The organism is Streptomyces sp. TLI_146 (genome assembly GCF_002846415.1).
Taxonomy (GTDB): domain Bacteria; phylum Actinomycetota; class Actinomycetes; order Streptomycetales; family Streptomycetaceae; genus Streptomyces.
Genome location: NZ_PJMX01000001.1, coordinates 3,325,930 through 3,352,637 on the forward strand (window position 1 = coordinate 3,325,930; position 26,708 = coordinate 3,352,637).

At 71.6% G+C, this 26,708-nt stretch carries 28 protein-coding genes, 1 tRNA gene and 1 riboswitch; of the genes, 14 read left to right on the plus strand and 15 right to left on the minus strand.

Annotated elements, in window-relative coordinates:
• Positions 1–217: 217 nt before the first annotated feature.
• The 4 genes from BX283_RS15125 (at position 218) to BX283_RS15140 (ending at position 4,161) form a co-directional block, all read left to right on the plus strand.
• Entirely contained in the window at positions 218–871 is a 654-nt protein-coding gene (locus BX283_RS15125) for an HNH endonuclease family protein (RefSeq protein WP_101388142.1), read from the plus strand.
• Positions 872–1,045: 174 nt separating this feature from the next.
• Positions 1,046–2,707, plus strand: a complete 1,662-nt coding sequence (locus tag BX283_RS15130) for an alkaline phosphatase D family protein (RefSeq protein ID WP_101388143.1) — start codon at positions 1,046–1,048, stop codon at positions 2,705–2,707.
• Positions 2,708–2,913: 206 nt separating this feature from the next.
• Positions 2,914–3,405: a DoxX family protein gene (locus BX283_RS15135; RefSeq protein ID WP_101388144.1), complete on the plus strand. Its 492-nt coding sequence runs from the start codon at positions 2,914–2,916 to the stop codon at positions 3,403–3,405.
• A gap of 114 nt (positions 3,406–3,519) precedes the next feature.
• Positions 3,520–4,161, plus strand: coding sequence for a DedA family protein (locus BX283_RS15140; RefSeq protein ID WP_101388145.1), 642 nt, complete (start codon positions 3,520–3,522; stop codon positions 4,159–4,161).
• 42 nt (positions 4,162–4,203) lie between these two features.
• Here BX283_RS15140 and BX283_RS15145 read toward each other — a convergent pair whose 3' ends face one another.
• Positions 4,204–4,434, minus strand: a complete 231-nt coding sequence (locus BX283_RS15145; RefSeq protein ID WP_101388146.1) for a DUF2277 domain-containing protein — start codon at positions 4,432–4,434, stop codon at positions 4,204–4,206.
• A gap of 50 nt (positions 4,435–4,484) precedes the next feature.
• On the opposite strand from BX283_RS15145, the gene BX283_RS15150 reads away from it, so the two are divergent.
• Positions 4,485–4,910 (plus strand): RNA-binding S4 domain-containing protein, encoded by a 426-nt coding sequence (locus BX283_RS15150; RefSeq protein ID WP_101388147.1) that lies wholly within the window; start codon positions 4,485–4,487, stop codon positions 4,908–4,910.
• 116 nt (positions 4,911–5,026) lie between these two features.
• Positions 5,027–5,311: a hypothetical protein gene (locus BX283_RS15155; RefSeq protein WP_101388148.1), complete on the plus strand. Its 285-nt coding sequence runs from the start codon at positions 5,027–5,029 to the stop codon at positions 5,309–5,311.
• Positions 5,312–5,421: 110 nt separating this feature from the next.
• Here the strand turns inward: BX283_RS15155 and BX283_RS15160 are convergent, their stop codons facing one another.
• Together BX283_RS15160 and BX283_RS15165 are read right to left on the minus strand one after the other, a co-directional pair.
• Positions 5,422–6,192 (minus strand): CbtA family protein, encoded by a 771-nt coding sequence (locus BX283_RS15160; RefSeq protein WP_101388149.1) that lies wholly within the window; start codon positions 6,190–6,192, stop codon positions 5,422–5,424.
• Between the two features lie 18 nt (positions 6,193–6,210).
• Positions 6,211–6,435: a CbtB domain-containing protein gene (locus tag BX283_RS15165; RefSeq protein ID WP_101388150.1), complete on the minus strand. Its 225-nt coding sequence runs from the start codon at positions 6,433–6,435 to the stop codon at positions 6,211–6,213.
• A gap of 33 nt (positions 6,436–6,468) precedes the next feature.
• Positions 6,469–6,624, minus strand: a riboswitch (cobalamin riboswitch).
• A 68-nt stretch (positions 6,625–6,692) separates the two neighbouring features.
• Between BX283_RS15165 and BX283_RS15170 the strand changes: the two genes are divergently transcribed.
• Positions 6,693–7,262, plus strand: a complete 570-nt coding sequence (locus BX283_RS15170) for a histidine phosphatase family protein (protein WP_101388151.1) — start codon at positions 6,693–6,695, stop codon at positions 7,260–7,262.
• 46 nt (positions 7,263–7,308) lie between these two features.
• On the opposite strand, the gene BX283_RS15175 is transcribed toward BX283_RS15170, so the two are convergent.
• A tRNA-Val gene (locus tag BX283_RS15175) sits at positions 7,309–7,380 on the minus strand.
• A gap of 180 nt (positions 7,381–7,560) precedes the next feature.
• Between BX283_RS15175 and BX283_RS15180 the strand changes: the two genes are divergently transcribed.
• From BX283_RS15180 to BX283_RS15190, 3 genes are all read left to right on the plus strand, one after another.
• Positions 7,561–8,964 carry a hypothetical protein gene (locus tag BX283_RS15180; RefSeq protein WP_180357162.1) on the plus strand — a complete coding sequence of 468 codons (1,404 nt, stop codon included), beginning with the start codon at positions 7,561–7,563 and terminating at the stop codon, positions 8,962–8,964.
• Between the two features lie 80 nt (positions 8,965–9,044).
• Positions 9,045–9,602, plus strand: coding sequence for a DUF4383 domain-containing protein (locus tag BX283_RS15185; protein WP_101388152.1), 558 nt, complete (start codon positions 9,045–9,047; stop codon positions 9,600–9,602).
• A 38-nt stretch (positions 9,603–9,640) separates the two neighbouring features.
• Entirely contained in the window at positions 9,641–9,856 is a 216-nt protein-coding gene (locus BX283_RS15190) for a zinc ribbon domain-containing protein (RefSeq protein ID WP_101388153.1), read from the plus strand.
• Between the two features lie 66 nt (positions 9,857–9,922).
• Here the strand turns inward: BX283_RS15190 and BX283_RS15195 are convergent, their stop codons facing one another.
• Genes BX283_RS15195 through BX283_RS15210 form a run of 4 tightly spaced genes read right to left on the minus strand, consistent with a single transcriptional unit; the run spans position 9,923 to position 15,058 of the window.
• Positions 9,923–10,582 carry an O-methyltransferase gene (locus BX283_RS15195; protein WP_101388154.1) on the minus strand — a complete coding sequence of 220 codons (660 nt, stop codon included), beginning with the start codon at positions 10,580–10,582 and terminating at the stop codon, positions 9,923–9,925.
• 20 nt (positions 10,583–10,602) lie between these two features.
• On the minus strand, positions 10,603–11,439 hold the full coding sequence (locus tag BX283_RS15200) for an HAD family hydrolase (RefSeq protein WP_101388155.1): 837 nt from the start codon (positions 11,437–11,439) through the stop codon (positions 10,603–10,605).
• Entirely contained in the window at positions 11,436–13,898 is a 2,463-nt protein-coding gene (locus BX283_RS15205; protein WP_101388156.1) for a phosphoribosyltransferase, read from the minus strand. The genes BX283_RS15200 and BX283_RS15205 overlap by 4 nt, the downstream gene beginning before the upstream one ends.
• On the minus strand, positions 13,895–15,058 hold the full coding sequence (locus BX283_RS15210; protein WP_101388157.1) for an HpcH/HpaI aldolase/citrate lyase family protein: 1,164 nt from the start codon (positions 15,056–15,058) through the stop codon (positions 13,895–13,897). The genes BX283_RS15205 and BX283_RS15210 overlap by 4 nt, the downstream gene beginning before the upstream one ends.
• Before the next feature lie 240 nt (positions 15,059–15,298).
• On the opposite strand from BX283_RS15210, the gene BX283_RS15215 reads away from it, so the two are divergent.
• Positions 15,299–16,189 carry a TerD family protein gene (locus tag BX283_RS15215; protein WP_101388158.1) on the plus strand — a complete coding sequence of 297 codons (891 nt, stop codon included), beginning with the start codon at positions 15,299–15,301 and terminating at the stop codon, positions 16,187–16,189.
• Positions 16,190–16,241: 52 nt separating this feature from the next.
• Here BX283_RS15215 and BX283_RS15220 read toward each other — a convergent pair whose 3' ends face one another.
• The 6 genes from BX283_RS15220 to BX283_RS15245 form a co-directional block, all read right to left on the minus strand.
• Positions 16,242–16,976 (minus strand): Tellurium resistance, encoded by a 735-nt coding sequence (locus BX283_RS15220; RefSeq protein WP_101388159.1) that lies wholly within the window; start codon positions 16,974–16,976, stop codon positions 16,242–16,244.
• 133 nt (positions 16,977–17,109) lie between these two features.
• A complete protein-coding gene (locus BX283_RS15225) occupies positions 17,110–18,255 on the minus strand; it encodes a DUF475 domain-containing protein (protein ID WP_101388160.1) in 1,146 nt (381 codons plus the stop codon).
• A gap of 88 nt (positions 18,256–18,343) precedes the next feature.
• A complete protein-coding gene (locus tag BX283_RS15230) occupies positions 18,344–18,919 on the minus strand; it encodes a TerD family protein (RefSeq protein WP_101388161.1) in 576 nt (191 codons plus the stop codon).
• 90 nt (positions 18,920–19,009) lie between these two features.
• The gene (locus BX283_RS15235) at positions 19,010–19,585 is read right to left on the minus strand and encodes a TerD family protein (protein ID WP_101392355.1); all 576 of its coding nucleotides are present in this window, start codon (positions 19,583–19,585) and stop codon (positions 19,010–19,012) included.
• A 122-nt stretch (positions 19,586–19,707) separates the two neighbouring features.
• Complete coding sequence (locus tag BX283_RS15240; protein WP_067158615.1) at positions 19,708–20,166, minus strand: peroxiredoxin; 459 nt, start codon at positions 20,164–20,166, stop codon at positions 19,708–19,710.
• Positions 20,167–20,287: 121 nt separating this feature from the next.
• Positions 20,288–20,710: a DUF3052 domain-containing protein gene (locus tag BX283_RS15245; protein ID WP_101388162.1), complete on the minus strand. Its 423-nt coding sequence runs from the start codon at positions 20,708–20,710 to the stop codon at positions 20,288–20,290.
• A 391-nt stretch (positions 20,711–21,101) separates the two neighbouring features.
• Here BX283_RS15245 and aceE point away from each other — a divergent pair, with 391 nt between their 5' ends.
• Together aceE and BX283_RS15255 are read left to right on the plus strand one after the other, a co-directional pair.
• Complete coding sequence (aceE, locus tag BX283_RS15250) at positions 21,102–23,849, plus strand: pyruvate dehydrogenase (acetyl-transferring), homodimeric type (protein ID WP_101388163.1); 2,748 nt, start codon at positions 21,102–21,104, stop codon at positions 23,847–23,849.
• Between the two features lie 85 nt (positions 23,850–23,934).
• A complete protein-coding gene (locus tag BX283_RS15255) occupies positions 23,935–24,705 on the plus strand; it encodes a potassium channel family protein (RefSeq protein ID WP_101388164.1) in 771 nt (256 codons plus the stop codon).
• A 43-nt stretch (positions 24,706–24,748) separates the two neighbouring features.
• Here the strand turns inward: BX283_RS15255 and BX283_RS15260 are convergent, their stop codons facing one another.
• Positions 24,749–25,117: a peptidase inhibitor family I36 protein gene (locus BX283_RS15260; protein ID WP_101388165.1), complete on the minus strand. Its 369-nt coding sequence runs from the start codon at positions 25,115–25,117 to the stop codon at positions 24,749–24,751.
• 315 nt (positions 25,118–25,432) lie between these two features.
• Between BX283_RS15260 and BX283_RS15265 the strand changes: the two genes are divergently transcribed.
• Entirely contained in the window at positions 25,433–26,644 is a 1,212-nt protein-coding gene (locus tag BX283_RS15265; RefSeq protein WP_101388166.1) for an alpha/beta hydrolase, read from the plus strand.
• Positions 26,645–26,708: the final 64 nt, after the last annotated feature.

The following is a 26,708-nucleotide window of genomic DNA, read 5'->3' on the forward strand; positions in this document are numbered from 1 at the left end:
GACCCGCCGCCGCACCGGGTGGTGCAACCGTGGCATACGGGGCGTCAGTTACCTTGCGGGACAAGGGTGTCAAGAACCTCCGCACCCCTTGATGTGACGTGCCCATGTCGCCACTCTGTTACCTGGCGCCCACCCCCAGGAAACCTGGCGCCGCCACGATGACCGGGCCGCGCACCCGCGCGCCCGGCCAGGTCCCCCCACACCCAAGGGAGTTCGCATGTCAGGTGTCTACGCGCGTCGAATAGCCAGGCTCTCCGCGCTCACCGCCTCCGCCGCCCTCCTCGCCACCGCGAGCCTGCTCACCGCCCCCGGCGCCCAGGCCGCACCCCCCGCCCCGGTCAGCGCCGCCACCGCCCGCAGCTATCTCGCCGCCATGACCGCCACCCCGGAGGGCTCCTCCGACGGCTACAGCCGCTCCAAGTTCCCGCACTGGATCACCCAGTCCGGCACCTGCAACACCCGCGAGGTCGTCCTCAAGCGCGACGGCACCAACGTCGTCACCGACTCCAGCTGTGCGGCGACCAGCGGCAGTTGGTACTCCGAGTACGACGGCGCCACCTGGACGGCCGCCGCCGACCTCGACATCGACCACGTCGTCCCGCTCGCCGAGGCCTGGCGCTCGGGCGCCAGCTCCTGGACCACCGCGCAGCGCCAGGGCTTCGCCAACGACCTGACCCGGCCCCAGCTGATCGCGGTCACCGACAACGTCAACCAGGCCAAGGGCGACAAGGACCCGGCCGAATGGCTGCCCTCGCGCACCGAGTACCGCTGCATGTACGCCCGGATGTGGGTGGACGTGAAGCACTACTACAACCTGACCGTGGACTCCGCCGAGAAGTCCGCACTCCAGTCCGTGCTCAACGGCTGCTAGGCGCTCCGCTGGTAGTGCGGTGATTCATCTGCGGGCCGCCTGTGGCTGGTCGCACAGTTCCCCGCGCCCCTACGGGGCTCCGGTGCCGCACCGGGCTTCCACAAGTCCGCTCAGCAGGCTCACTATCTCGCCCCTCCGTCCTTCCGTACCGTACGGAGCGACGGAGGGGACGCGATGGCGGGACTGCGCCTGGGACCACTGCTGCGGTACGTCGACGGCGGGTCCGGCACGTCGGCCACGCTCTGGGTGGAGGCGGACCGGCCCTGCACGGCCGAGGCGCGCTGCCCGGACGGCGCCGGTGGCTCCTCCCGTACGTTCCAGATCGCCGGGCACCACTACGCGCTGATCCCGGTGACCGGCCTCGCCCCGGGCACCGCCACCCCGTACGAGGTCCTGCTCGACGGGCGGCGGGTGTGGCCGCCCGAGCACTCCGCCTTTCCCCCGTCCGTGATCCGCACGCCCGCGCCCGGCACGGCCCCGCTGCGCGTCGCCTTCGGGTCCTGCCGCTGGGCCGCCCCGCCCAAGGGCGAGCGCGACCCCGCCGGGCCGGACGCCCTGGACACGCTCGCCACCACTCTCGCCGCACGCCTGACCGCCGACCCGGACGCCGAACGGCCCGACGTCCTGCTGCTCCTCGGCGACCAGGTGTACGCCGACTCCGTCTCGCGGGCGACCCGCCGCTGGCTCGCCGCCCGGCGCGATCTGGCGGATCCGCCGGGGGCGCAGGTCGGGGACTACGACGAGTACACCCGGCTCTACGACGAGTCGTGGGGCGACCCCGAGGTGCGCTGGCTGCTCTCCACCGTGCCGAGCTGCATGATCTTCGACGACCACGACGTGATCGACGACTGGAACACCAGCGCCGCCTGGCTGGCCGAGATGCGCGCCACCCCGTGGTGGTCGGAGCGGCTGGTCGGCGGGCTGATGTCGTACTGGGTGTACCAGCACCTCGGCAACCTCCCGCCCGCCGAGCTCGCCGCCGATCCGCTGTACGCGGCGGTGCGCGGCAGCCCCGACGGGACGGAAGCGCTCCGCCGGTTCGCGGCCGGGGCGGGCACCGACCCGGCCGCCGTGCGCTGGAGTTACCGCCGCGACCTCGGGCGCGTACGGCTGCTGATGGTGGACAGCCGGGCCGCCCGGGTCCTGGACGAGCAGAAGCGTGCGATGCTCGACGAGGCGGAGGCCGACTGGGTGCGGGAGCAGGTGCTCGACGGGACCGGCCCCTACGACCACCTGCTGATCGGGACCTCGCTGCCGTGGCTGCTGCCGCCGCTCGTCCATGACGCGGAGGGCTGGAACGCGGCGCTGTGCCGGGGCGAGCGCGGCCCGCGCTGGGCGCGGTTCGGCGAGAAGGTGCGCCGCCGGGCCGATCTGGAGCACTGGGCGGCCTTCCCGTCCTCCTTCTCCGGGCTCGCGGAGCTGATCGCCCGCGCGGGCACCGGACCGGGGGCGCCCGCCACGGTCTGCGTGCTCTCCGGCGATGTGCACCACGCCTACCTCGCGGAGCCGCTCTGGCCCACCGGCGGCCCGGACGCGCGCGTGCTCCAGCTGACCTGCTCGCCCGTCCACAACTCGGTGCCCGCGATGCTCCGGGCCGCCTTCCGCTTCGGGTGGAGCCGGTGGGGGCGGCGGCTCGGGCGGGCGCTGGCCCGGCACGGCCGCCTCGGCGCGCCGCCGGTGCGCTGGCGCCGGACGGGCGGCCCCTGGTTCGGGAACCAGCTGATGACGCTGACGCTGACCGGGCGCACGGCCCGGCTCCGGCTCGACCAGGCACGGGCGGGGCGCGGCGGGGCCGCCCGGCTGGTCACGGTCCTGGACGAGGACCTGACTCCGTAACCCTGCGTCCCGATGCAACCCTGCGTCCCGACGCGTTTGCGATACGTCCATGTATGACCCCCGTAAAGATGAATTCCGGCCAACTCCGGTCGGGTTTCAACCGGAATTGAGCCATCTACTTAAACTTGAACTTGCAAGTACTACTCAGGTCTCCCTAACGTGGAGCCTCCACCGGCCCCGTCCCCACACCGAAGGAGCCCGTCCCCATGGCTTCCCCCACGTTCCCCTCCGCTCTGCACACCGAGCGCGCCAAGCCCTACGTCCTGGGCCTGTTCCGCATCGTCACCGGCTTCCTCTTCGCCTGCCACGGCGCCGCCTCGCTCTTCGGCTGGTTCGGCGGCGCGGCCGGTACTGGCGGCACCCTGGAGACCGGCGCCTGGCCCAACTGGTACGCGGCCGCCATCCAGCTCGTCGGCGGCGTGCTGATCATGGCCGGACTCTTCACCCGCTCCGCCGCCTTCCTCTCCTCGGGCTCCATGGCGTACGCCTACTTCGACGTCCACCAGTCCGGCGCGCTGCTCCCCCTCCAGAACGGCGGCGAGAACGCCGCGATGTTCAGCTGGGTCTTCCTGCTGCTCGTCTTCACCGGCCCCGGCGCCCTCGCCCTCGACCAGCTGCTCGGCCGCCGCTCCCGCGCCGCGCTGCCGCAGGCCGACGCCGCCACGGCCCCGACCGCCCCGGCGGGCACGGCGCGCTGACGCCCCGCCACCCCCGAACGGAAACCCCACGCGCCCCAGGCGTACGCTGTACGGCTGTACAGCGACCCGGCCGCAGACCAGCGACAGCGGGGCGCATTCCGTTCGGGGGTCGTAGTGCTGGAGAGTGTGGGGTCGCTGACCGGCAGCCCATGGATTTACGCCGTGGTGACTGTCTCCGTTCTCCTGGACGTGTTCCTCCCCGTCCTGCCCAGCGGGGTCCTGGTGATCACCGCCGCGACCTCCGCGGCGGCCGGTTCGACCACCGCGGCGGGCGCCCCGCACGCCATACGCGACGTGCCCGACCTGCTCCTCCTCGCCGCCTGCGCCGCCGCTGCCTCGGTGCTCGGCGACCTCGTCGCGTACCGCCTGGCCTGGCGCGGCGGGGCGCGGCTCGACAAGGCCATCGCCCGCTCCCGCCGGCTGACCCGCGCACAGGAACGTCTCGGCGCCGCGCTGAGCCGGGGCGGCGGCGCGCTCGTCGTCATCGCCCGGTTCGCCCCGGCGGGCCGGTCCGTGGTCTCGCTCGGCGCGGGCGCGGCGCACCGCACCCCCAAGGAGTTCCTGCCGTGGTCCGCCCTCGCCGGGGTGGCCTGGGCGGGCTACAGCGTCGGCCTCGGCTACTTCGGCGGGCGCTGGCTCGGCGCGACCTGGCTCGGCACGGGCATCTCCGTCCTCGCCCTGTTCGCGGCGGGCTCCCTCGCCGCCTACGTCATGCGCCGCCCGGCCCAGGCCGCGGTGGCCGGCCCGGCGGCCTGACACACCGGACCGCGCCGCCCGCGGCGAGCCGCACGGACGTGCCTACGCCGGGGTCCTGACCGGCACTCCCCGTATCTCCAGGCCTTCGAGCAGCTCGGCCGTGGCCCGCGCTATCTCCTCCACCGCCCGGTCGAAGACCTCGCGGTTGTGCGCGGCGGGCGCCCGGAAGCCGGACACCTTGCGCACGTACTGGAGAGCCGCCGCGCGGATCTCCTCGTCGGTGGCCTCCTCGGGGAGGGCCGGCGGCCTGAGCGTCTTGATGCTTCTGCACATGCCTCAAGTGTGACGGGTACCACTGACAACGGCCTCGGTAGAGTCGGGGCATGGCGGCAGCAGACGAGGTGAAGGCACAGGGGCCCAAGGGGCCGACCGCACCGGCGGGGCCCTCGGAGCCCGTGCGGATCGACAGCTGGATCTGGTCCGTACGGCTCACCAAGACGCGTTCCATGGCGGCGACGGCGTGCCGCGCCGGTCACGTCCAGCTCAACGGCGAGCGGGTCAAGCCCGCGCACACCGTGAAGGTGGGCGACGAGGTGCGGCTGCGCCTTGAGGGGCGGGAGCGGATCGTCGTCGTCTCGAAGGTCATCCGCAAGCGGGTGGGCGCGGCGATCGCCGCCGAGACCTATGTCGACAACAGCCCGCCGCCGCCCGCCCGCTCGGACGTGCTCGCGGCCGGGGTGCGCGACCGGGGCATGGGCCGGCCGACCAAGCGGGACCGCCGGGAGATGGAGCGGCTGCGCGGGCTGTAGGGGCGCACGAGGCGTTGGCCGGTACGTAACTCGGAGGCCAACTCCCCTCGTACCGGAGTAACTTGGAGGGCCGGGGGCCAGGGGAGCCCCCGGAACCGTCCCTAGAGGAACACGCCATGATCCTGTTATTGCTCGTCCTGGCGCTGGTCCTGTACGGCTTCGGCTTCAGTCTCGGCGGCATAGTGTTCTGCGTCGCCGTGGTGGCCGTACTCTTCAGCGCCCCACGCCGTGGCCGCTCCACGGCACCGTCCGGCGGCTCGTCCGGAGCCGGCGGAGCAAGCCGTGGCGGCCAGGACACGGACTACCGGGCCTACCGCGCCCGCCGGGACCGGATGGACCGGTGGGAGCGGCGCTACCGCAGGGAGCGGCAGAGCCGTCTGTTCTCCCTGCGCCGCCCCTGACCGATCGAGCGCCACCGAAACAGCGCACCGAACACGCACCGAGCACGACCCACGCGCGCGAGGGCCCCGGACCGCTTCGGTCCGGGGCCCTCGTGCGTGCGGCGCGCCCATCAGTGGACGGCCGCGGCCTTGCTGTTGTCGACGCCCGTGCCGCGGGGCTCGGCCGCGGCGGCCTTGGGCACAAGGAGCCGTTCGGCCAGGTGACCGAAGACCAGCCCGAAGCCGGCCCACAGGGTGACCTGGATGGCGAGGGCCGCGAGCCGGAACTTCCAGAGCAGCATCGCCGGGAAGTCCTTGGGCACTTCGTTGACGGCGGGCAGGAACGCGTACGCGAGCCCGATGGCGACCAGGAAGGCGGCCGAGGCGGCGACGGTCGCGTTCCAGTTGCCGAGGCGGGGAGCGAGCCGCTTGCCGAGGATCACCGCGGCGACGGCGAGCAGCACGCTCAGCGCGATCATCAGGAAGTACAGGGCGGTGCGTTTGCCGATCGTGTCGGGGTCACCGACGGACGGCGGGTTCGCCGGGTACTTCAGGAACGGGACGACGTAGACGGTCAGGAGCGCGCCGAGCGAGACGAACGCGGCCGTGGCACGCGGCCCGAACCGGCCGATCCGGCCGAGCGCGACGCAGAACGCGAGCGCCGCGATGCCGCCGATGGCCACGCCGAACACGAGCACACCGGTGGCGAGGCCGCCGGTGGACTGCAGGGTGCGGCTGAACACCTCTTCGCCGTGTTCGTGCGCGTGCGCGTCCTCGAAGTCGATGGCGGCGTCCACCCGGGGCTCGCCCAGGACGTACGCCACGATGAGCGCCAGGAGGCCCGCGGCGAGGCCGGCGAGCATGCCGCGCACCAGCAGGGCCCTGACGGACAGGGAGTTCACGAGTCGGTACCCCTGGTCTCAGTGGCAGGGGAAGCCGAGCAGGTGGCGCCCGTCGTGCAGCCACTCATGGACGTTCTCACCGGAGAAGACGCTGGTGGCGCCCTGCTCGGAGCCCACGAAGTAGAGCAGCACGAGCATGAGGATGCCGAAGAAGAGCGCCCAGGGAGCGATCGCCTTGAGCGATATGGGGGTGATGGCCGGCGTTGCAGTTGCGCTGGGCGCAGAGGCGGCGGAAACAGCCACGGCAGAACCTCCTGGGGAACACGCGTCCCGGTCATTGGTGCCTTTGTCGACGGTGGTGGGTCTGACTTCCCCGTCTTCGCTCCCTGTTGGGGGCTCGCCGGGTTCACAGTGGCGCGACCGTGCCGGAATCTCACCGGGCTTCCTTCACACCGTCTTTATGTCGACGTGACCGTACCGCGTGCGGGACCGCGCCGCTACGGCGCGCGGATGCACAACCCCCGCGCCAAGTGCGTGAACGGCCGTGCTCTGCTTGACCCATGACCGTACGCGTGATGTTGATCTCACCCCCGGCCGACCGCTACGCGCGCGAGGCGAGAGTCGGCGACGACGCGGCCGCACCGGACGAGGGCGCGGTCCGCAGGGTCAAGGACGCGGCGGCGGCGCTCGCGGTACCGGCCCGCCGTCTGAAACCGCCCGCCTCGCTCTACGAGTTGGCGGACGGCCTGCCCACCTGCGACGAACCGGCCCTGGCCGACTGGGATCTGGGCCGGTGGCGGGGGCAACGGCTGGACGAGCTGAGCACGGCGGATCCCTCGGGGGTACGGGCGTGGCTCACCGATCCGGGGGCGGCGCCGCACGGCGGGGAGAGCCTGCTCGCGCTCGTCGCGCGCGTGGGCGGGTGGCTGGACACCCTGCCCGCGGCGGGCGGCCGGATCCTCGCGGTCGCCTCCCCCGCCGTGATCCGCGCCTCCGTGACCCACGCCCTGACCCTGCCGCCCGCGTCCTTCTGGCGCCTGGACGTGGCCCCCCTGACCCTCACGGAGCTCTCGGGCCGCGCGGGCCGCTGGAACCTGCGGTGCGGGCGCCCGGCGGAGGCTGCCCGCTGACGACGAAGGCCCCCCGCCTCGATCGGCGGGGGGCCTTCACCACGTGTGGGCATGGACGGTTTCGAACCGCCGACATCTGCTTTGTAAGAGCAGCGCTCTACCCCTGAGCTACACGCCCGTGGCACATCCGTGGATGAGGGAACAGCGTACATGGCCTCCGGGGCAGGGCTGCAAACCCGTTCGCCGGGGCAGGCGGGTCGGCGGGTCCCGGGAGGCGGGGCGAACTAATCGGCCGGTGTGTTCGTCACTACCTGGTGGGAGAATGAACCGGCAGGCGGACACGGCACGGGAGAGGGATGTGACGGCGACACACGCGCGGCCGTACAGCAGAGCGGGTGCCATCGTCCCCGGTGTCGGAGCGCGGGCGGCCGGGGGGCGGCGGGCCCTCTCGGACGCGCTGGCGCTCGTCGCGCTGCCGCTGGTGCTCGGGGCCGCGCTGCTGCCCGGCGCGTTCGCCGGAGGCGGGACGCGGCGCTGGTTCGGCGGGCGCGGCGAGAGCGTGCGGGCCGACGCGCAGGCCGCCAAGGACGCGGCGGCCGCCGCCTTCTACGAGCTGGACACCGCCCAGCGGGACCTGCGGATCTCCATCGAGACGATCACCGCCGTGGACAGCTCGCCGCGCGCCCGCAAGGCCGTGGACGACTTCGCGGCGCTCGGCCGGCGGATCGACGAGGTCAGCAACGACTACATCACCGCGGTCGACGCGCACGACCTGGACCGCGACGGCCTGGACGCCTCGGTGGCCGCCCGGGCCCGGGGCGAGCTGACGAAGGCCAAGGACGACCTCGTCCGGGTCAAGGGCGAGCTCGACCGGTTCGAGCAGAGCCTGGGGCCGCTGCTGTCCACCGCCGAGACCCAGCTGGCGCGGCTCGCGCCGGCCGTGGAGCGGGCGCGACAGGCGCTCCTTGCCGCGAGCACCGCTCTCGATTCGGTGCGCGCGTCCGGACTGAGAGCGGACGATCTCGCCGCCCGCCTCGCCGCCCTCGGCCCCGAGCTGACCCGGCTCAACCAGGGCGCCGGGCAGCACGGCGTGCCCGAGACGCTGGAGCGGGCCGACCGGGTGCTGCGGGAGGCCGAGGGTGTGCGCGCCGAGGCCGAGCGGCTGCCCGAGCGGGCCGCCGAGATCGACCGCCGCCTGGTCACGCTGCGCACGCGCGCGCAGGCTCTGACCACCCGGGCCGGGACCGTCGACCCGGTCCTGAGCGAGCTGCGGCGCCGGTTCGCGGCCGCCTGCTGGCAGGACCTCCAGCAGGTCCCCGAGCAGGCGCTGGTGAACGTGCGGCAGGCCGAGGAGAAGCTGAAGGAGGCGGCCGCCGCGCGCGACGAGCAGCGCTGGGCCGACGCGACCTCCCGGCTGAGCACGGTCAGGGCGCTGCTCAACACCACCGACGAGGCGGTCTCGGCCGCCGGGGACCGGCTCCAGCGGCTCAACGCGGTGGCGAAGGACCCGCAGCAGGAGATCGAGCGGACCCGGTTCGCGATCCGGGACGCGCAGCGCCTGGCGATGTCCGGCCGCAGCACCCCGGACCCGCGCCACGCCCGCCCGCTCGACGACGCCGTGGCGCGCCTGGAGCGCGCGACCGCCACGCTGGAGGGCCGCCACCCCGACTACTGGCACTTCCTCACCGAGACCGAGGCGGTCCGCCAGAGCGCCGCGCGCGTCGTGGCCCAGATCCGCGAGGAGCGTGGGCACGGGGCCTGACGGCCGTCACCGGGACGAGTTGTCGCGTCCGCGCGACGGGCGGATCCTGGGAGGTACGGACGACACGAGGAGGCCCGCCCATGGCCACCCAGCCGCTTCATCCCCTGCGCCACCCCCTGCGCACCCCCCATGTGTCACTCGACGAGCACCTGCCCGTCGACCACCGGCTGAGCCAGGTGTACCGCTTCGGCGCCGGGATCATGGGGCTGTTCCTGCTCGTCTTCGGCATCCTGGGCCTGACCCACAACATCGGGTTCTTCGACACCGGCGGCAAGGAGGTCGTAGGCCTGAGCACCAACGGCACGCTCAGCGTGATCTCGATCGTCGTCGGGGCGCTGCTCCTGTACGGCATGGTCCGGGGCGGCAACTTCGCGTCCTGGATGAACATGTCGCTCGGGGTGCTCTTCCTGATCAGCGGGTTCGTGAACCTGGCCCTGCTGGACCGCGGCTCGCAGAACTTCCTCGCCTTCAAGATGCAGAACGTGATCTTCAGCTTCCTGGTGGGTCTGGCGCTGATGGTCTTCGGGATGTACGGGCGGGTCAGCAGCCATCTGCCGCACGACAACCCGTACTGGAAGGCGCGGCGCGAGGCGGAGGCGCAGGCGGAGCCGGGCGTGCGGGAACGGCCGCTGCGGTAAGCCGCACGGCGCCGTCACGGGGCGGTTAGCCTGGGGTCATGCCTCGCTATGACTACCGGTGCCGCTCGTGCGGCGACACGTTCGAGCTCAGTCGGCCCATGGCCGAGTCGGCCGCGCCCGCGGTGTGCCCCGAGGGGCACGAGGACACGGTGAAGCTGCTGTCCACCGTGGCCGTGGGCGGGATGGCCAAGTCGGGGCCCGCGCCCGCGCCGTCCGGCGGGGGCGGGTGTTGTGGTGGGGGCTGCTGCGGGTAGTTCTTCACGTGCGGGCCGGTGGGGGCTGGGCGCGCAGTTCCCCGCGCCCCTACTCGCCCAGGGACGCTAGCGCTTCCTCGACAGCGTCAGGCCGTCCGCCACGATCAGCAGGACGCTGTCCATCCGCTCGTCCCGCCTCACATGCTCGTTGAACCGCTGGATCCCGGCGGCGGGACCGGTCGCCGCCGGGTCCACGACCTCGCCGTGGAAGAGCACGTTGTCCACCGCGATGAGGCCGTTCTGGCGCATCCTGGGCACCAGTTCCTCCCAGTACGCGATGTAGTTGTCCTTGTCCGCGTCAAGGTAGGCGAAGTCGATGTGCGGCTCGGTGGGCATCGCCCGCAGCGTGTCGAGCGCCGGAGCGATCCTCAGGTCCACTTTGTGCGCCACGCCCGCCTTCGTCCAGGCCTCGCGCCCGTACGCGGTCCACTCCTCGGAGATGTCGCACGCGATCAGCCGCCCGTCGTCGGGCAGCGCCTGCGCCATGGCGAGCGCCGAGAACCCGGTGAAGGTGCCGACCTCCACCACGTGCCGGGCGCCCGCCAGCCGGACGAGGAAGGCCAGCAGCGGGGCCTGCTCCTCGGCCGACTGCATGCCCGCGTGGTCGGGCAGCCGGGCGTACGTCGTCTCCACCAACTCGCGCTGCACCGCGTCCAGGGGCGGGTTGTGCGCCAGCATGTACGCGTACAGCTCGTCGGTCATCTTCGTGCTGTTTCCCTTGGTCATACGGGCGAGTATGCGACCGGTCAGAGCACGGCGGGCGCATTGCGGGAGTCCGTGGCGCGGGTGGCGAACCGGCGCACGATCTCCTCGCCCGCCAGCACGCCCCGCTCGTCGAGGACGTCGACGTGCGGCGCGGTCCAGCCGGACTCCGCGAGCTCGCCGTGGCCCGGGCGCCAGCCCTCGTCGGCGGCGAGCAGCAGGTCCGCGTCGAGGAGCGAGTCCCCGGCGGCCAGGGTGAGTTCGGCGCCGGTGCGGCGGGCCACCTCGTGCACGGCCGCGCTCTTGGTGAGCGGCTTGGGCACCGCGTAGATCTTGCGGCCCTGGAGCGAGACCGTCCAGCCGCGCTCCTCGGCCCAGGCGGTCAGCTCCTTGACCCAGTCCTCGGGCAGCAGCGCGCGCTCGACCACGAGGTAGGCGAACAGGTCCTCGGCGACCCGCTCCTTGCGCAGCCAGGCCGGGTCGGCGGCGGCCGAGATGTGGGCGCGCACCTCGTCGAGGGGGGCGCACTCGGCGGCGATGCGGGCGTCCACGAGCCGTCGCCAGTCGCGGTCGGCGACCCCGTCGACGAGCAGCTGCCCGCCGTTGGCGCAGATCGCGTACTTCGCGGGCAGGCCGGGCAGTTGGATGCGCTGGTACTGCTTGCGGGTGCGGGTCGTGGTGGGCACGAAGACCGTGTCCGGGTCCGCCTTGAGCGCGGCGAGCAGGGTGGCGGCGTTCTCGGTCATGAACGAGAGCGGCTTGTGCTCGTGGATCTCGACGCAGAGCAGCCGGGGGGCCCGGGGGTCCGGCATGGTCAGGTCGAGGGCCGCCGCCGAGTAGATGAGCGTACGGTCCAGATCGCTGGCTATCAGGGTGCTCATCGGGAGGCCACCGCCTTGCCGTCGGCGCCGGTCGCCCCGCGCGTGTACTGGGGGTGGATCAGTCCGACACAGCTGTACGGCAGGTCGTCGACCCATTCCACCGGTACCCCGCGCTGCTCCGCAAGGAGGCGTACGTGGTCGAGGTCGGCCCCGGCGCCCCGGTGGGCCAGGATCTTCCAGGGGACGCGGCGCAGCAGGACGCGGGTGGTCTCGCCGACGCCGGGCTTGACGAGGTTGACGTCGTGGATGCCGTACTCCTCGCTGATCCGCTCGACGGCGGCCCAGCCCTCCCAGGTGGGGGTGCGGTCGGTGCCCTGGAGCGCCTTGGCCTCGCGGTCGACGTCGGCGGCGACGTCGTCGAAGCGGGCGGCGACGGCGTCCAGGAAGTCCACCGAGACGTCGGAGTCCGCCAGTTCGCGGTAGAACTTGGCGCCGTGGAAGTCGCCGGGCCCGATCAGGTCCTTGCGCAGCACGGTCCGCGATATCAGCCCCGACACGGTCGAGTTGAGGCACGCGGACGGGATGAGGAAGTCCTCGCGGGTGCCGTACGTACGGACGCAGGAGCCGGGGTCGGCGAGGACGGCGATCTCCGGGTCGAACCCGTCGAATTCCGGGAACTCCCGTATCGCGGCGGCCAGTTCGCGGGTGATGGCGCCCTTGCCGGTCCAGCCGTCGACGAAGACGACGTCGGCGGGGTCGTGGTGGGCGGCGAGCCAGCGCAGCGCGTTGGGGTCGATGCCGCGGCCGCGCACGATGGAGACGGCGTAGTGCGGCAGGTCGAGCCCGTGCCGCCGCTGGGCCCAGCGGCGCATCAGGACGCCCACGGGGGTGCCCGCGCGGGCCAGCGAGACGAGGACGGGCCTGGGCGAGCGCTCGGCGAGGACGGTCTCGGTCACCGTGCCGACGGCCCGCGCGATCCGCTCGGCCGAGGTGTCGAGCGCGGCGCGGAAGAGCTCCTGGTACTGGGGGGACGGCTGGTACTCGACCGGCAGCGACTCCGCGTAGTGGGCGCCGCCGCTCTGGATCGCCTCCTCGCGCTCCTCGGTCGGCGCCTCCAGCTCGACCCCGGACAGGTCCTTCAGCAGCCAGCCGACCTCGTCGGGCGCGTACGAGGAGAAGGCGGGCCCGCGGAGGGGCTCGGGCAGGGGCTCGGGCATGGGGGCACCTTCGGGTACGTACGAGGGGACGACGGCCAGCACGACGTGCGGGATGTGCGCGGCGAGCCTGGCCAGCAGGCCGTCGGGGGCGTGCAGTGCGGGGGTGTCGGCGGCGGAGTCGACGACGGCCACGACGGTGTCGTACCCGGCGCCGGCCACGTTGTACGCGTAGCGCTCGCCGGGGCCGTCACAGGGGTTGTCGTGGGCGGGGAAGACGAGGCGGGTGCGGATGGCGTAGCCGGGGTCGTCGACGGCGAGGACGGGTGACCGGGTGGTGGTGGAGAACCGGACGTCCACGCCCGCGTCCTCCAGGGCGAGGGCGAGGCGGAGGGGCGCGTACATCAGCTCTTCGAAGCCGAGGACGAGGGTGCGGCCGGGGGCTGCCCCCAGCGCCCCCTTCAGCCGTCCGGCCATCGCGGGAAGCGCGGCCTCCAGGGCGGTCCGGTGGGCCGGGGTGAACCCGTGGCGGCCCCCGTCGGGAAGCCCGTCGGGCCAAGCGAGGTCGACGGCGGTCACGCGGGCCACCGCCCCGTCCCGCCCCGCCCCGCTGTGGGCCACCGCCCCGTCCCGGGGGGAAGACTCGTGTTCCGCCACCAGCGCCTGCCCCCTCTCCAGCACCCCCTCCGGCAGCAGAACCGTTCCTGCCGCCAGGGTCACCAGGGACACCTCCGCACCGATCTCCGCCGCGAACGCGGAAAGGCGGGAGCGGTCCGCCGGGGAGCGCATGTCGACCAGGGCGACTATCACGTACCGGGAACGGGGGTAGCGCGCGTGCAGCGCCCGGATCGTGTTCAGGACCGTGTTGCCCGTCGAGAACTCGTCGTCGACCAGCACCAGCACCCCGTCCCCCGCGAGCAGCGCCGGGTCCTGCGGCAGCAGCAGGTGGGAGGTGGCGTGGGAGTGGGACTCCTCGAAGCCGCCCGCCCGCGCGACCCCCTCGACGGGACGGCGGGTGGAGTGGAGGTAGGGCGCCACGCCCAGGCCGTCCGCCACCGCGTGGCCGAGGCCCGTCGCGGTCTCCGCGTAGCCCAGGACGACCGCCCCGGCCGCCGCGGGGCCGAGCAGCTCCCGCACCTCCTCGCCCAGCGCGAACCCCGCCCCGTACACCCGCGAGGGCCGCTGGGGCACGTGCTTGCCCAGCACGTTGGAGACGAGCAGATGCGCCCGCTTGGGGTTGCGGCGCAGGGCCAGGCCCAGCAGCTCGGGCAACCGCTCGTCGCCCTGGAGTTCCACTCCGAGCCGCTCGGCGACCCACGTTCCCGACCAGACCACCACGTTGTCGACGCTCTCCGTCTTTGTCATCCGGCCAGGCCGGCGGTCAGCAGCTCCACGAAGCCGGTGTCCTCGTTGGCGACGCCGAAGACCTCGGCGCGCAGCAGAGTCCGCTCGGCCCACGCGCGGTGCGGCTTCACCTCGTTCATCTTGTTCGTATACGCGGAGCGCAGCACTCCGCCGCGGCCCCGCTCCGGCCGCAGGATGTCCTGGGCGTCGCTGTACTCCTCGTGGCTGACCACCGACAGCGCGTGCACCGGCACCACGTGCGAGGGGTGGATGCAGGTCTTGCCGAGCAGCCCGTTGGCGCGGTCGAGCTCGATCTCGCGCAGCAGGCCGTCGATGTCGTGCTCGATCAGTGTGTCGCGCAGCTCCTCCGCGCGCCCCTCCAGGAAGGGGCTGCGGCGCAGCTGGGGTTTGAACATGCGCTCCTGGAGCCTGAAGTACTCCCACACCGGCCCGGTGATCGTGAAGCCCGTGCCGTCGGCGCGGCCGAGCACGTTGACCACGTCCGCGATCACCCCGGCCACGATCTGCACGTCGTACGCCGTCATGTCCGGCGAGCGCCGCAGCCCGTACGCCGAGCAGAAGTCGGTCACCCCGAGCCGCAGCGCGAGCACCCGCTCGCGGTACTTGTCGACGGTCCGGGCGATGCCGGTCAGCGTCTCGCAGCGGGTCTCCAGATGCAGCAGCTCGGGCGATTCGAGCACCGGCATGGCGAAGAGCCGCCGCCCGCCGGCCGCCTCGGCCGCGCCGAGAGCCTCCAGGAACGGCACCCCACGCTCCTCGGTGAACTTCGGCAGTACGAATCCGGACAGCATCCGCACCGAGGAGCCGAGCCGCTGCACCAGATCGGGGATCTGGGCGGGTTCGCGGACCCGGATGAACAGCAGCGGGGTCTGCCCGCCGCGCGCGTCGAGGTCGGCGAACTGGCGGACCAGGTTGGCCTCCGCCCCCGCCACCTCGGCGTCGTCGATCGAATCCTCCAGGCAGAGCACCATGGACACGACACCCCGACGGGCCTGCTTGAGGACGTCGTCGGCGAGCGTGGGGCGGGTCGCGGGACTGTAGAGCGTCGCCCCCAGGGCGGCGGACAGCACACGCGCGGGAGAGTCCGCGTTGAACTCGGCGGGCTCCCGGTGGAACAGGTCCTTACGAGCAGCAGGCGGAACGTGCCCGAAGTGACGCATATGGATTCCCCTGTACTGCAACGATGGCCCGGACTGAGTGAGTGTGGGTGGCCGGTAATAGTACGTAAGAACACATGTCGCGAGTTCCCCGCGGGCGTGAAATCCAGGTAACCCGCCCGCGCCCTTCCCGTGTCGCGGGCGGACGCGGTACGTAACGTACGTACCGCTCATCTGCGGGACAAGGCCGCCCTCGGGCCCCCGCGTTGTCCGGGCGGGCGGCGGGAAGGCAGGATTGCGACCATGACGCACGCGATGCTGAAGGGATCCAACGTCCCGCTGGACGCCATGGCCGTGAGGGCCGTGCTCCGCTGGACGCCGGGCGCCGACGTCCCGGACGTGGACGCCTCGGCGCTGCTGCTCGCCGCCGACGGCCGCGTGCGCTCCGACGAGGACTTCGTCTTCTACAACCAGCCGCGCCACCCCTCGGGCCTGGTGCGGCGGCTGCCCAAGAAGCGGGTCGGGGACGGGCTGACCGACACCATCGAGGCGGATCTGGCCGCGCTCGACCCGTCCGTCGACCGCGTCCTGGTCACCGCCTCCTCGGACGGCGCGACCTTCGGATCCGTCCGTGACCTGCGGGTCCTGCTGTACGACGCGGGGCCCGGCGGCGCCGAGCCGCTGGCCGTCTTCGATGTGAAGGCGGAGACCGGCGAGGAGACCGCGATCATCTGCGGCGAGCTCTACCGGCGCGGCGACACCTGGAAGTTCCGCGCGGTGGGGCAGGGCTATCCGACCGGTCTGGTGGGCCTGGCGACGGAGTACGGGATCTCCGTGGACGAGGACGGCGACGGGGGCGAGGAGAGCGCGGACACCGGCTCCTCCGGCGCCCAGGCGCGGACCCACGGCCAGGCCGCGGCCCGCTCCGCGTCCCAGCCGCAGCCGCACGCCGCTCCCACGGCCCAGCCGCAGACCCAGCCCTATGTGCCGCCGCTGCCGGCCGCCTCGCCGCCCTCCTACGGCTATCCGCACCCCGCGCCGCCGCAGCACCCTCCCGTGCACCAGCCCTCGTACGGCTATCCGCAGCCCGCCTCCGCCCCGTCCGGCTACGGCTATCCGCAGCCGGTGGCGGCGCACGCGGGAGAGCCGGAGTTCACGCTGCCCCCGATGGGGCCGCAGTTCATCCGGCAGTGACGGGCGGCGCCGGGCGGGCGGTGGCCCGCCGGGCGCGCTCACGGGCGCACTCTCAGGCCTTCGTCTTGTAGCCGCGGCCCCACTGGAGCCCCCATCCGTAGAGGCGGTCCAGCTCGGCCTGGAAGCCGTACACGAACTTCACCTCGCGCCGCACGACCATGTCCCCCTTGACGTTCTCGATGGTGACGACCGCGCAGGAGCGGGCCTGGGGGGCGTGCTCGTCCAGGTCGATCTCTATGCGCGGGCCGTTGCTCGGGTAGAGCGTGACCTTGGCGTGCGTACGGTCGAAGGCGGGCGTCTGGTCGTAGATGTAGACGAAGACCAGCAGCCGCTTGATGGACTCGCGGTGGTCGAGGTTGACGTAGATCGTCTCGCCGGACGGCGAGCCGAACCGGTCGTCGCCGCTGAGCTGGACGTACGGCGCCGCGTTGGTGGCGCCGAAGAAGCCGCCGAGCGGCTGCACCACGCCCTTGGAGCCGTCGTTCAGCTCGTAGAGGCAGCCGAGGTCGAGGTCGACGTTGACCACGCCCTGGGTGTGCGCCTGGACCACGTCGGGCTTGAACATCTTGAACGGGTGCCGCAGCACGCTGGACCCCGACCGGCCGCCGAAGTCGGAGGTGCGCATCCGCCACGACAGGTTGACGCGCAGGGAGCCGGAGTTGGCGCCCTGCTTGCCGAGCGAGACCACCGGGTGCCGTTTGGTCAGCTCGATGGCGTTGCTCGCGGCGCTGCCCGTGTCGAACTGCGCCGAGGGCCTGCCGCGCAGCAGGCTGTCCCAGAAGGCCATCTGTTCCCCACCCCTATACGAAACAAAGCGAACGGCCCCGCACCGGAAGAACGGCGGGGCGGCCGGAAGGCGCGAACCTCCCGGCCGCCCCGCTCAGAGCGTTCCGCAATCGTCGACGGGTCACACCACGGATTCAGACCCCCGTGGAGACTTCCGCCTTCTCACTGAAATCCCCGCCGCCCTCCGCGGCGATCCGCTTGTTGCGGCGCACCGAGGACCAGAAGGACCAGGCGATCAGGACGACGCCGACGAGGCCGGTGATGACCTCGTTGATCTCGTACTGGATGGTCACCAGGAGGATCACGGCGAGGGCGCCGATCGCGTAGTGCGCGCCGTGCTCCAGGTAGACGTAGTCGTCGAGGGTGCCCTGGCGGACCAGGTAGACCGTGAGGGACCGCACGTACATGGCGCCGATGCCGAGGCCGAGCGCCATCAGGACGATGTCGTTGGTGATGGCGAAGGCGCCGATGACGCCGTCGAAGGAGAACGAGGCGTCCAGGACCTCCAGGTAGAGGAACATGAAGAACGCGGCCTTGCCGGCCAGCAGGACCGCCGAGGCGCCGCCCTTGCCGCTCTTCTTGGCCTCTTCCTCGGCCTCCAGCTCGGCTTCCTCCTCTTCCTCCAGCTTGTCCTCGAAGTAGCCGGAGAGGCCGCCCACGATCATGTACGTGATCAGACCGGCGATGCCGGAGATGAGGACCGTCTCGCCCTTGTCCGCGTGCGCCCCGCCGTGCAGATGGGCGTGGGTCGCGAAGGTCATCGAGGAGACGAGCAGGACGCCGAGCGCGATGGCGACCGAGAGCATGTCGACCTTGCCGAGCTTGGCCAGCGGCCGCTCGATCCAGCGCAGCCACTGGATGTCCCGGTCCTCGAAGATGAAGTCCAGGAAGATCATGAGGAGGAACATGCCACCGAAGGCGGCGATCGACGCGTGCGCGTCGGTCACCAGTTCCTTGTAGTGCTCCTTCTCGTTCAGCGCGAGGTTGACGGCCTCGATGGGGCCGATCTTGGCGCTGATGGCGACGATGACGACGGGGAAGACCAGCCGCATGCCGAAGACGGCGATGAGCACACCGACCGTGAGGAAGATCTTCTGCCAGAAGGCGTTCATCTTCTTCAGGATCCCGGCGTTGACCACCGCGTTGTCGAACGACAGCGAGATCTCGAGGATGGACAGGATCGCCACGATCCCGAAGGCGGTCCAGCCGTCGTAGAGCACTGCCAGGGCCAGACCGACCGCAGTGATCACGAATGACCAGCCGAAGGTTTTCAGAATCACTGACTTCCCCATCTAGCTAGGCGGGGTCCCCCCAGACGGAGTCTGGGGGAGGGTCTCCCCCCGCGCCGCACCCGACTTGGGCTCGGCTTTACGAAACGTTGACCCCGAAGTCTAGAGCGATCCCCCGCAGTCCGGACGCGTACCCCTGGCCCACTGCACGGAACTTCCACTCGCCGCCGTAGCGGTAGAGCTCACCGAAGATCATCGCGGTCTCGGTGGAGGCGTCCTCGCTCAGGTCGTAGCGCGCGAGCTCCTTGCCGTCGGCCTGGTTGACCACCCGGATGAAGGCATTGCTGACCTGGCCGAACGCCTGGCCGCGGGCGTCCGCCTCATGGATCGAGACAGGGAAGATGATCTTGTCGCAGCCGGCCGGCACCTTCGTCAGGTCGACGATGAGCGACTCGTCGTCGCCCTCGCCCTCACCCGTGAGGTTGTCCCCGGTGTGCTCGACCGAGCCTTCGGGACTCGTCAGGTTGTTGTAGAAGACGAAGTACTCGTCGCCGAGCACCCGGCCGTTCGCGCACAGCAGTGCGCTGGCGTCGAGGTCGAAGTCGGCCCCGGTGGTGGAACGCGCGTCCCAGCCGAGACCGACCAGCACCTGGGTGAGGTTCGGCGCGGCCTTGGACAGGGAGACGTTGCCCCCCTTGGCGAGCGTGACGCCCATGATCGTGAGTCCTCCCCTGAGTGACGGACGAAGGGTTGAGCGCGTCCGGCGCCGCACGGGGTGCGGCGCCGGACGAGGGAGAGCGACGGCTCAGACGTTGACGCCGAAGTCCTGCGCGATGCCGCGCAGACCCGACGCGTACCCCTGGCCGATGGCGCGGAACTTCCACTCCGCGCCGTTGCGGTACAGCTCGCCGAAGACCATCGCGGTCTCCGTCGAGGCGTCCTCGCTCAGGTCGTACCGGGCGAGCTCGGTGTTGTCGGCCTGGTTCACCACGCGGATGTACGCGTTGCGGACCTGGCCGAACGACTGCTGGCGGCTCTCGGCCTCATAGATCGAGACCGGGAACACGATCTTGTGAACGTCGGCCGGGACACCGGCCAGGTTCACCTTGATGACCTCGTCGTCGCCCTCGCCCTCACCGGTGAGGTTGTCCCCGGTGTGCTCGACGGAGCCGTCGGGGCTCTTGAGGTTGTTGAAGAAGACGAAGTTCGAGTCGTTGGCGACCTTGCCCTGGTCGTTGGTCAGCAGTGCGCTGGCGTCCAGGTCGAAGTCACCCCCGGTGGTGGTACGAGCATCCCAGCCCAGACCGACGATGACCGCGGTCAGGTTGGGGGCGGCCTTGGTCAGCGAGACGTTGCCGCCCTTGCTGAGGCTGACTCCCACGAGTCCTCCCATTGGTGTGAGGGGCCGGCTCAGTTCAGCGTCCCCGTCGTGCGTTGGCATCGGATCAACGTCTGGATCCTAGTGACCGGTTCCCGCCTCAAACAGGCGATTCGGCCGAAGGTTCACAGGGTGTCGAGCGCCTTGACGTAGTCATTGAGGTCCCGGGCGTCCGGCAGACCGTTCTCGACGGTCCAGCGGACCACGCCGTCCTTGTCGATGACGAAGGTGCCGCGCACCGCGCAGCCCTTCTCCTCGTCGAAGACCCCGTACGCGCGGCTGACCTCGCCGTGCGGCCAGAAGTCCGAGAGCAGCGGGTACTCCAGGCCCTCCTGCTCGGCGAAGACGCGCAGGGTGTGGATCGAGTCGTTGGAGACGGCGAGCAGCTGGGTGTCGCGGTCGGTGAACTGCGGCAGGTTGTCGCGCAGCGCGCACAGCTCGCCCGTGCAGACGCCCGTGAAGGCGAACGGGTAGAAGAGGAGCACCACGTTCTTCTCGCCGCGGAAGTCCGAGAGCTTCACGGTCCGGCCGTGGTTGTCCTTCAGCTCGAAGTCCGGGGCCTTGGTGCCGACCTCGATCGCCATGGAAACGCCTTCCCTTCTGTGGGTCCGGTCCGCCGGCCGCGGTGGACCGTTGCGGTGGACCCCACCCTACGCACAGGGCCCCCACCGGCGATGCCGGTGGGGGCCCTGGGGCGTGGAGGGGTCAGCGCTTGCCGGACTTCAGTCGGGTGCCCGACCAGTCCTTGCCCACGCTGATGCTCTTGGCCATGGAGAGGCCGGCAGTCTGCGCGGCGTCGCTGATGTCGCTGGGCTCGATGTACCCGTCGCGGCCCGTCTTGGGGGTCAGCAGCCAGATGGTGCCGCCTTCCTCAAGCAGGCCGATGGCGTCGACCAGGGCGTCCGTAAGGTCGCCGTCATCGTCACGGAACCAGAGCACGACGACGTCGGCGACATCGTCGTAGTCCTCGTCGACGATGTCCTGGCCAATCAGGGACTCGATGCCCTCGCGGAGATCCTGGTCGACGTCTTCGTCGTAACCGATCTCCTGGACCACCTGTCCGGGCTCGAACCCCAGCCTGATGGCCGGGTTGGTCCGCTCCTCCGCGTGGTCCGCGGTCGCGCTCACGGCTTGCCTCCTGATCTTGATTCGGTAAGTAATGCGGCCCCACGCACGCGCGAGGCTTGGGCGTAGTCCACACGGGCGGGACGAATCGCGCAAGTACCAGGCCCCCGAACCCGCCCTTTGGGGTGCACTGTGCCCCCAGTCAGGGGCGAACCCGGGCCCGCTGGTGATTCATCCCACACCCTTGCAGATAGTTTGCACGCTTCTGCTCCGTGCGTACGCCAATCGGGGTGACGCGCCCTTTGGGGAACACGCGCACGGCTTGGGCGTAAGGTTGCGATTTGGGCGGCCGCACACCTCGTTACCCCTCGGTAGAGATGACGTTTGCGTCCTCGCGGTCCACGATGGGATGCGGCGCACCAACCCCGCACGCCCCCGACAGCGAAGGAACAGCGTGGCTTCCGGATCCGATCGCAACCCGATCATCATTGGCGGCCTTCCCAGCCAGGTCCCGGACTTCGATCCGGAGGAGACCGAGGAGTGGCTCGCCTCCCTGGACGCGGCGGTGGACGAGCGGGGCCGTGAGCGCGCCCGCTATCTGATGCTCCGCCTCATCGAGCGCGCCCGCGAGAAGCGCGTGGCCGTGCCCGAGATGCGCAGCACGGACTACGTCAACACGATCGCCACCAAGGACGAACCGTTCTTCCCCGGCAACGAGGAGATCGAGCGCAAGGTCCTCAACGCGACCCGCTGGAACGCCGCGGTGATGGTCTCCCGCGCCCAGCGCCCGGGCATCGGGGTCGGCGGCCACATCGCCACCTTCGCCTCCTCCGCCTCCCTCTACGACGTGGGCTTCAACCACTTCTTCCGGGGCAAGGACGACGGCAAGGGGGGCGACCAGATCTTCTTCCAGGGGCACGCCTCCCCCGGCATCTACGCGCGCGCCTACCTTCTGGACCGGCTGAGCGAGCAGCAGCTCGACGCGTTCCGCCAGGAGAAGTCCAAGGCGCCGTACGGGCTGTCGTCGTATCCGCACCCGCGGCTGATGCCGGACTTCTGGGAGTTCCCGACCGTCTCGATGGGCCTCGGCCCGCTCGGCGCGATCTACCAGGCCCGGATGAACCGCTACATGGAGGCGCGCGGCATCGCCGACACCTCCGACTCGCACGTGTGGGCGTACCTGGGCGACGGCGAGATGGACGAGCCGGAGTCGCTGGGCCAGCTCTCCATCGCCGCGCGCGAGAACCTCGACAACCTGACCTTCGTCGTCAACTGCAACCTCCAGCGCCTCGACGGCCCGGTGCGCGGCAACGGCAAGGTCATCCAGGAGCTGGAGTCGCAGTTCCGCGGCGCCGGGTGGAACGTCATCAAGCTGGTCTGGGACCGCTCCTGGGACCCGCTGCTCGCCCAGGACCGCGACGGCATCCTGGTCAACAAGCTGAACACCACGCCGGACGGCCAGTTCCAGACGTACGCGACGGAGACCGGCGGCTACATCCGCGAGCACTTCTTCGGCGACGACCACCGGCTGCGCGCCATGGTCGAGAACATGACCGACCAGCAGATCCAGCACCTGGGCCGCGGCGGTCACGACCACAAGAAGGTGTACGCGGCGTACGCGGCGGCCAAGGCGCACAAGGGCCAGCCGACCGTGATCCTCGCGCAGACCGTCAAGGGCTGGACGCTCGGCCCGAACTTCGAGGGCCGCAACGCGACCCACCAGATGAAGAAGCTGACGGTCGAGGACCTCAAGCGCTTCCGCGACCGGCTGCACATCCCGATCACGGACGCCCAGCTGGAGGCCGGCGCCCCGCCGTACTACCACCCGGGCCGCAACTCCGAAGAGATCCAGTACATGCACGACCGCCGCAAGGGCCTGGGCGGTTACGTGCCGACCCGTGTGGTGCGCGCCAAGCCCCTGCCGCTGCCCGAGGACAAGACGTACGCGGCCGCCAAGAAGGGCTCGGGCCAGCAGTCGATCGCCACCACCATGGCGTTCGTCCGCATCCTGAAGGACCTCATGCGGGACAAGGAGATCGGCAAGCGGTTCGTGCTGATCGCGCCGGACGAGTACCGCACCTTCGGCATGGACGCGTTCTTCCCGAGCGCCAAGATCTACAACCCGCTCGGCCAGCAGTACGAGGCGGTCGACCGCGATCTGCTGCTCGCCTACAAGGAGTCCCCGACCGGCCAGATGCTGCACGACGGCATCTCCGAGGCGGGCTGCACGGCCTCGCTGATCGCCGCGGGTTCGGCGTACGCGACGCACGGCGAGCCGCTGATCCCGGTCTACGTCTTCTACTCGATGTTCGGTTTCCAGCGCACCGGCGACCAGTTCTGGCAGATGGCCGACCAGCTCTCGCGCGGTTTCGTGCTGGGCGCGACCGCCGGGCGCACCACGCTGACCGGTGAGGGCCTCCAGCACGCCGACGGCCACTCGCACCTGCTCGCCTCGACCAACCCGGGCTGTGTCGCCTACGACCCGGCGTTCGGCTACGAGATCGCGCACATCGTCCAGGACGGTCTGCGCCGGATGTACGGCGAGACCGCCGACGGCAAGCCCGGCGAGGACGTCTTCTACTACCTGACCGTCTACAACGAGCCGATCCAGCACCCGGCCGAGCCGGCGGACGTCGACGTCGAGGGCATCCTCAAGGGCATCCACCGCTACGCCGCGGGGACCGCGGGCACCATCCCGGCGCAGATCATGGCGTCCGGCGTGGCCGTCCCGTGGGCCGTCGAGGCGCAGCGGATCCTCGCCGAGGAGTGGAACGTCAAGGCCGACGTCTGGTCCGCGACCTCCTGGAACGAGCTGCGGCGCGACGCCGTCGAGGCGGAGGAGCACAATCTGCTCCACCCCGAGGAGGAGCAGCGCGTCCCCTACGTCACGCGCAAGCTGTCCAGCGCCGAGGGCCCGTTCGTGGCGGTCTCGGACTGGATGCGGGCCGTGCCGGACCAGATCTCGCGCTGGGTGCCCGGCCGGTACACCTCGCTGGGCGCCGACGGGTTCGGCTTCGCCGACACCCGGGGCGCGGCGCGGCGCTACTTCCACATCGACGCCCAGTCGATCGTCCTCGCGGTGCTCACGGAGCTCGCCCGGGACGGGAAGGTCGACCGGTCGGTGCTGAAGCAGGCGGTCGACCGGTACCAGCTGCTCGATGTCGCCGCGGCCGACCCCGGCGCGGCCGGGGGCGACGCGTAGCGCTCCACGGCGGACCTTGGGCTGGTCGCTGTCCGCGCCCCGATCGGGGCGCGGACAGCGACCGGCCCGCTTTTACTATGCCCGTATGAAGCAACTACCCGCGCAGAAGCGGTGGGAGCGGCTCACCCAGTGGCCGCTGCTCGCGCTGGCTGTCGCGTTCGCCCTCGCGTACGCCGTGCCCGTCGTCCACCCCGGGGCGGGGACCGGGGTGCAGGACGTGTGCGTCGGTGTGGAGTGGGTGGTGTGGGGCGCGTTCGCCTGTGACTATCTCGTGCGGCTCGCCCTGTCCGGGCAGCGGCTGCTGTTCGTCCGTACGCACTGGCTGGACCTGCTCGCGGTGGTGCTGCCGCTGATCCAGCCGCTGCGGCTGCTCCGGGTCGTCTCCACGCTCGCCCTGGTGGGGCGGCGGGCGCGGATGGCCCCGCAGATACAGCTGACCGTCTACGTCGGCGGGGCGGTGGTCGGGCTGCTGATGTTCGGCTCGCTGGCCGTCCTGGAGGTGGAGCGGGGCGCTCCGGCCGGGAACATCAAGACGCTGGGCGACGCGGTGTGGTGGTCGTTCACCACGATGACCACCGTCGGCTACGGCGACCACGCGCCGACCACCGGGCTCGGGCGGCTCATCGCGGTGGGCCTGATGCTCTCCGGCATCGCCCTGCTGGGTGTGGTCACGGCGAACATCGCGGCCTGGTTCATCTCCCGCTTCGAGCGCGACGGCGAGGAGGAGCGGCGCCAGACCGCGCTCCTGGAGGCGCTCACCCAGGAGGTCCGGTCGCTGCGCGGGCAGGTCGCGGCGCTGGCGGGCGGGACGACGTGTGCCTGCGAGCAGGGCACCCAGGGCGCGCCGCTGGCGTAACGCACGCGGGGACGGAGCTAGGGGCGGGGCGGTCATCCCCGCCTCAGCGCTCCCAGACCTTGAACGCCCGCACCCGGTAAGGGCTTTGGGGCAGCCAGGACCCGCCGCCCGGATACGTGTCGAACTCGGCCGTCTCCGCGCACTCCCCGGACTGGTACGCCGTCACCGGGCGGCCCGTCCGGTTGGCCAGGGACCCCGCGTCCGTGCCGGGCGGTAACGCCGTACAGCTCTCGATCTCGATGTTCCTCAGGTCGTACGCCTGCCGGGCGCCCTTGAAGTCCGGCTGCCTCCAGAGGCACAGCTCGCCGGGCGCGCAGGTGCCCAGGCGCGGCGGGGCGGCCGCGCGGGCCGGAGCGGGCAGCAGGAAAGCGGTGGCGGCGAGGACGGCTGCGGCCGTCGTCTGTGTGCGCATGGCGGGTGACCCCCCGTGTGGTCGGCTGTTCCTGTCCCGTTGAACGTGTCCCCGCCGCCGCCGGTTTCCGTATCGCCGCGCTTCACCCGGACAGGTGAAAGGCCCGCCGGACCGGCCGACCGGAGAAGGTGCCCCACCTGGGCGATCTCCGAACGTGAGGGTCCGGACGCGGAGAGCGATCCGCGCCCGTGCGTCGCGGAGCGTACGCCTCCACACGCGCTGGGTGAGACCTCCTCACCCTCCATGATCCGTTCAAACGTGATCTGAGTCACTGTCACCCCAGTGGACCTTCCAGGCCTCTTACTCTGTACCGCAGTGACTTCCTTCGACTCCTCCCCCACATTCAACGTCTGGCGCGCGCTGCTCGCGCTCGCCGTCGTGTTCGTGATGCTCGCGACCTCGGGCTGGACCGCGGTCCGCGGCCACCAGGCGTCGACCGAGCCGCGCGCCGTCGCCCTCGCCGCCTGGGCGAAGGGCACCCTGGACGGCGAGAAGCTCCCGGCGCCGGACACCTCCGCGCGCCGGATGGCCCGCTTCTTCGCCTCCCTGACGGCCACCGAGCGCACCGATCTGGTCCGGCGCTACCCGCTGGTCGTCGGCAACATCAACGGCGCGCCGATCCCGCTGCGCTACGAGGCGAACCGGCTGGCGCTCGTCGAGGCGCGCGAGACCGAGCGCGCCCGGATGCACGACGCCCGGCTCACCCCCGACGGCCGCCAGGGCGCGGGCCGCCGGATGCACCGGTACGAGTCGCTGCTCGACGGCGACCGGCAGATCCTCGCCTTCGACCCGTCGGACAGCGGCCGCGTCGCCGAGGTCTTCGGTGACCTGGAACACGCCGAGCGCGTCTCGGTGGTCGTCCCGGGCGTCGACACGAACGTCATGACCTTCGAGAAGACCTCGCGCAAGTACTCCGCCCCGGTGGGCATGGCGCAGTCGCTGTACGCGGCGGAGCGCGCGGCGGGTCCCCGCACCCGTACCGCGGTGATCGCCTGGGCCGACTACACCACCCCGGCCGGGCTCGGCATCGACTCCGCGATCGGCCGGCTGGCCGAGGACGGCGCGGTCCGGCTCGACAAGCTGGTCCGCGCCCTGCCGGGGAACGCGCCGGTCTCCCTCTTCTGCCACAGCTACGGCTCGGTGCTGTGCGGCGTCGCCGCGCACCGGCTGCCGCCGCGGGTGGTCGACATAGCGGTCGCGGGCAGCCCCGGCATGCGCACCCAGAGCGCCTCCCACCTGGGCACCTCGGCCCGGGTGTGGGCGATGCGGGACCGCGACGACTGGATCGAGGACGTGCCGCACCTGGACGTCGCGGGCCTGGGCCACGGCGCGGACCCGGTGTCCTCCGGGTTCGGCGCGCGGGTGCTCTCGGCGGCCGGGGCCGTCGGCCACGCGGGCTACTTCGAGCCGGGCACCCAGAGTCTCGCCAACTTCGCCGCCCTGGGCGTCGGTTCGTACGACTCGGTCAGCTGTCTCAAAGGCAATTCGGCCTGCCGGCGCGGTATTTCCGGCGCGGACGCGGCCTGACGCGCGTAGAAATCGGCGCCGCCCCGGACGTACGTGTGACATTGCGGCCGGCGCCGAGGGGGGA

Excerpts from the sequence above, each read along its gene's own strand:
- BX283_RS15125 (WP_101388142.1), top strand. The coding sequence starts at position 218 with ATGTCAGGTGTCTACGCGCGTCGAATAGCCAGGCTCTCCGCGCTCACC.
- BX283_RS15130 (WP_101388143.1), top strand. The coding sequence starts at position 1,046 with ATGGCGGGACTGCGCCTGGGACCACTGCTGCGGTACGTCGACGGCGGG.
- BX283_RS15135 (WP_101388144.1), top strand. The coding sequence starts at position 2,914 with ATGGCTTCCCCCACGTTCCCCTCCGCTCTGCACACCGAGCGCGCCAAG.
- BX283_RS15145 (WP_101388146.1), bottom strand. The coding sequence starts at position 4,434 with ATGTGCAGAAGCATCAAGACGCTCAGGCCGCCGGCCCTCCCCGAGGAG.
- BX283_RS15150 (WP_101388147.1), top strand. The coding sequence starts at position 4,485 with ATGGCGGCAGCAGACGAGGTGAAGGCACAGGGGCCCAAGGGGCCGACC.
- BX283_RS15155 (WP_101388148.1), top strand. The coding sequence starts at position 5,027 with ATGATCCTGTTATTGCTCGTCCTGGCGCTGGTCCTGTACGGCTTCGGC.
- BX283_RS15170 (WP_101388151.1), top strand. The coding sequence starts at position 6,693 with ATGACCGTACGCGTGATGTTGATCTCACCCCCGGCCGACCGCTACGCG.
- BX283_RS15185 (WP_101388152.1), top strand. The coding sequence starts at position 9,045 with ATGGCCACCCAGCCGCTTCATCCCCTGCGCCACCCCCTGCGCACCCCC.
- BX283_RS15190 (WP_101388153.1), top strand. The coding sequence starts at position 9,641 with ATGCCTCGCTATGACTACCGGTGCCGCTCGTGCGGCGACACGTTCGAG.
- BX283_RS15195 (WP_101388154.1), bottom strand. The coding sequence starts at position 10,582 with ATGACCAAGGGAAACAGCACGAAGATGACCGACGAGCTGTACGCGTAC.
- BX283_RS15200 (WP_101388155.1), bottom strand. The coding sequence starts at position 11,439 with ATGAGCACCCTGATAGCCAGCGATCTGGACCGTACGCTCATCTACTCG.
- BX283_RS15205 (WP_101388156.1), bottom strand. The coding sequence starts at position 13,898 with ATGACAAAGACGGAGAGCGTCGACAACGTGGTGGTCTGGTCGGGAACG.
- BX283_RS15210 (WP_101388157.1), bottom strand. The coding sequence starts at position 15,058 with ATGCGTCACTTCGGGCACGTTCCGCCTGCTGCTCGTAAGGACCTGTTC.
- BX283_RS15215 (WP_101388158.1), top strand. The coding sequence starts at position 15,299 with ATGACGCACGCGATGCTGAAGGGATCCAACGTCCCGCTGGACGCCATG.
- BX283_RS15220 (WP_101388159.1), bottom strand. The coding sequence starts at position 16,976 with ATGGCCTTCTGGGACAGCCTGCTGCGCGGCAGGCCCTCGGCGCAGTTC.
- BX283_RS15230 (WP_101388161.1), bottom strand. The coding sequence starts at position 18,919 with ATGGGCGTCACGCTCGCCAAGGGGGGCAACGTCTCCCTGTCCAAGGCC.
- BX283_RS15240 (WP_067158615.1), bottom strand. The coding sequence starts at position 20,166 with ATGGCGATCGAGGTCGGCACCAAGGCCCCGGACTTCGAGCTGAAGGAC.
- BX283_RS15255 (WP_101388164.1), top strand. The coding sequence starts at position 23,935 with ATGAAGCAACTACCCGCGCAGAAGCGGTGGGAGCGGCTCACCCAGTGG.
- BX283_RS15260 (WP_101388165.1), bottom strand. The coding sequence starts at position 25,117 with ATGCGCACACAGACGACGGCCGCAGCCGTCCTCGCCGCCACCGCTTTC.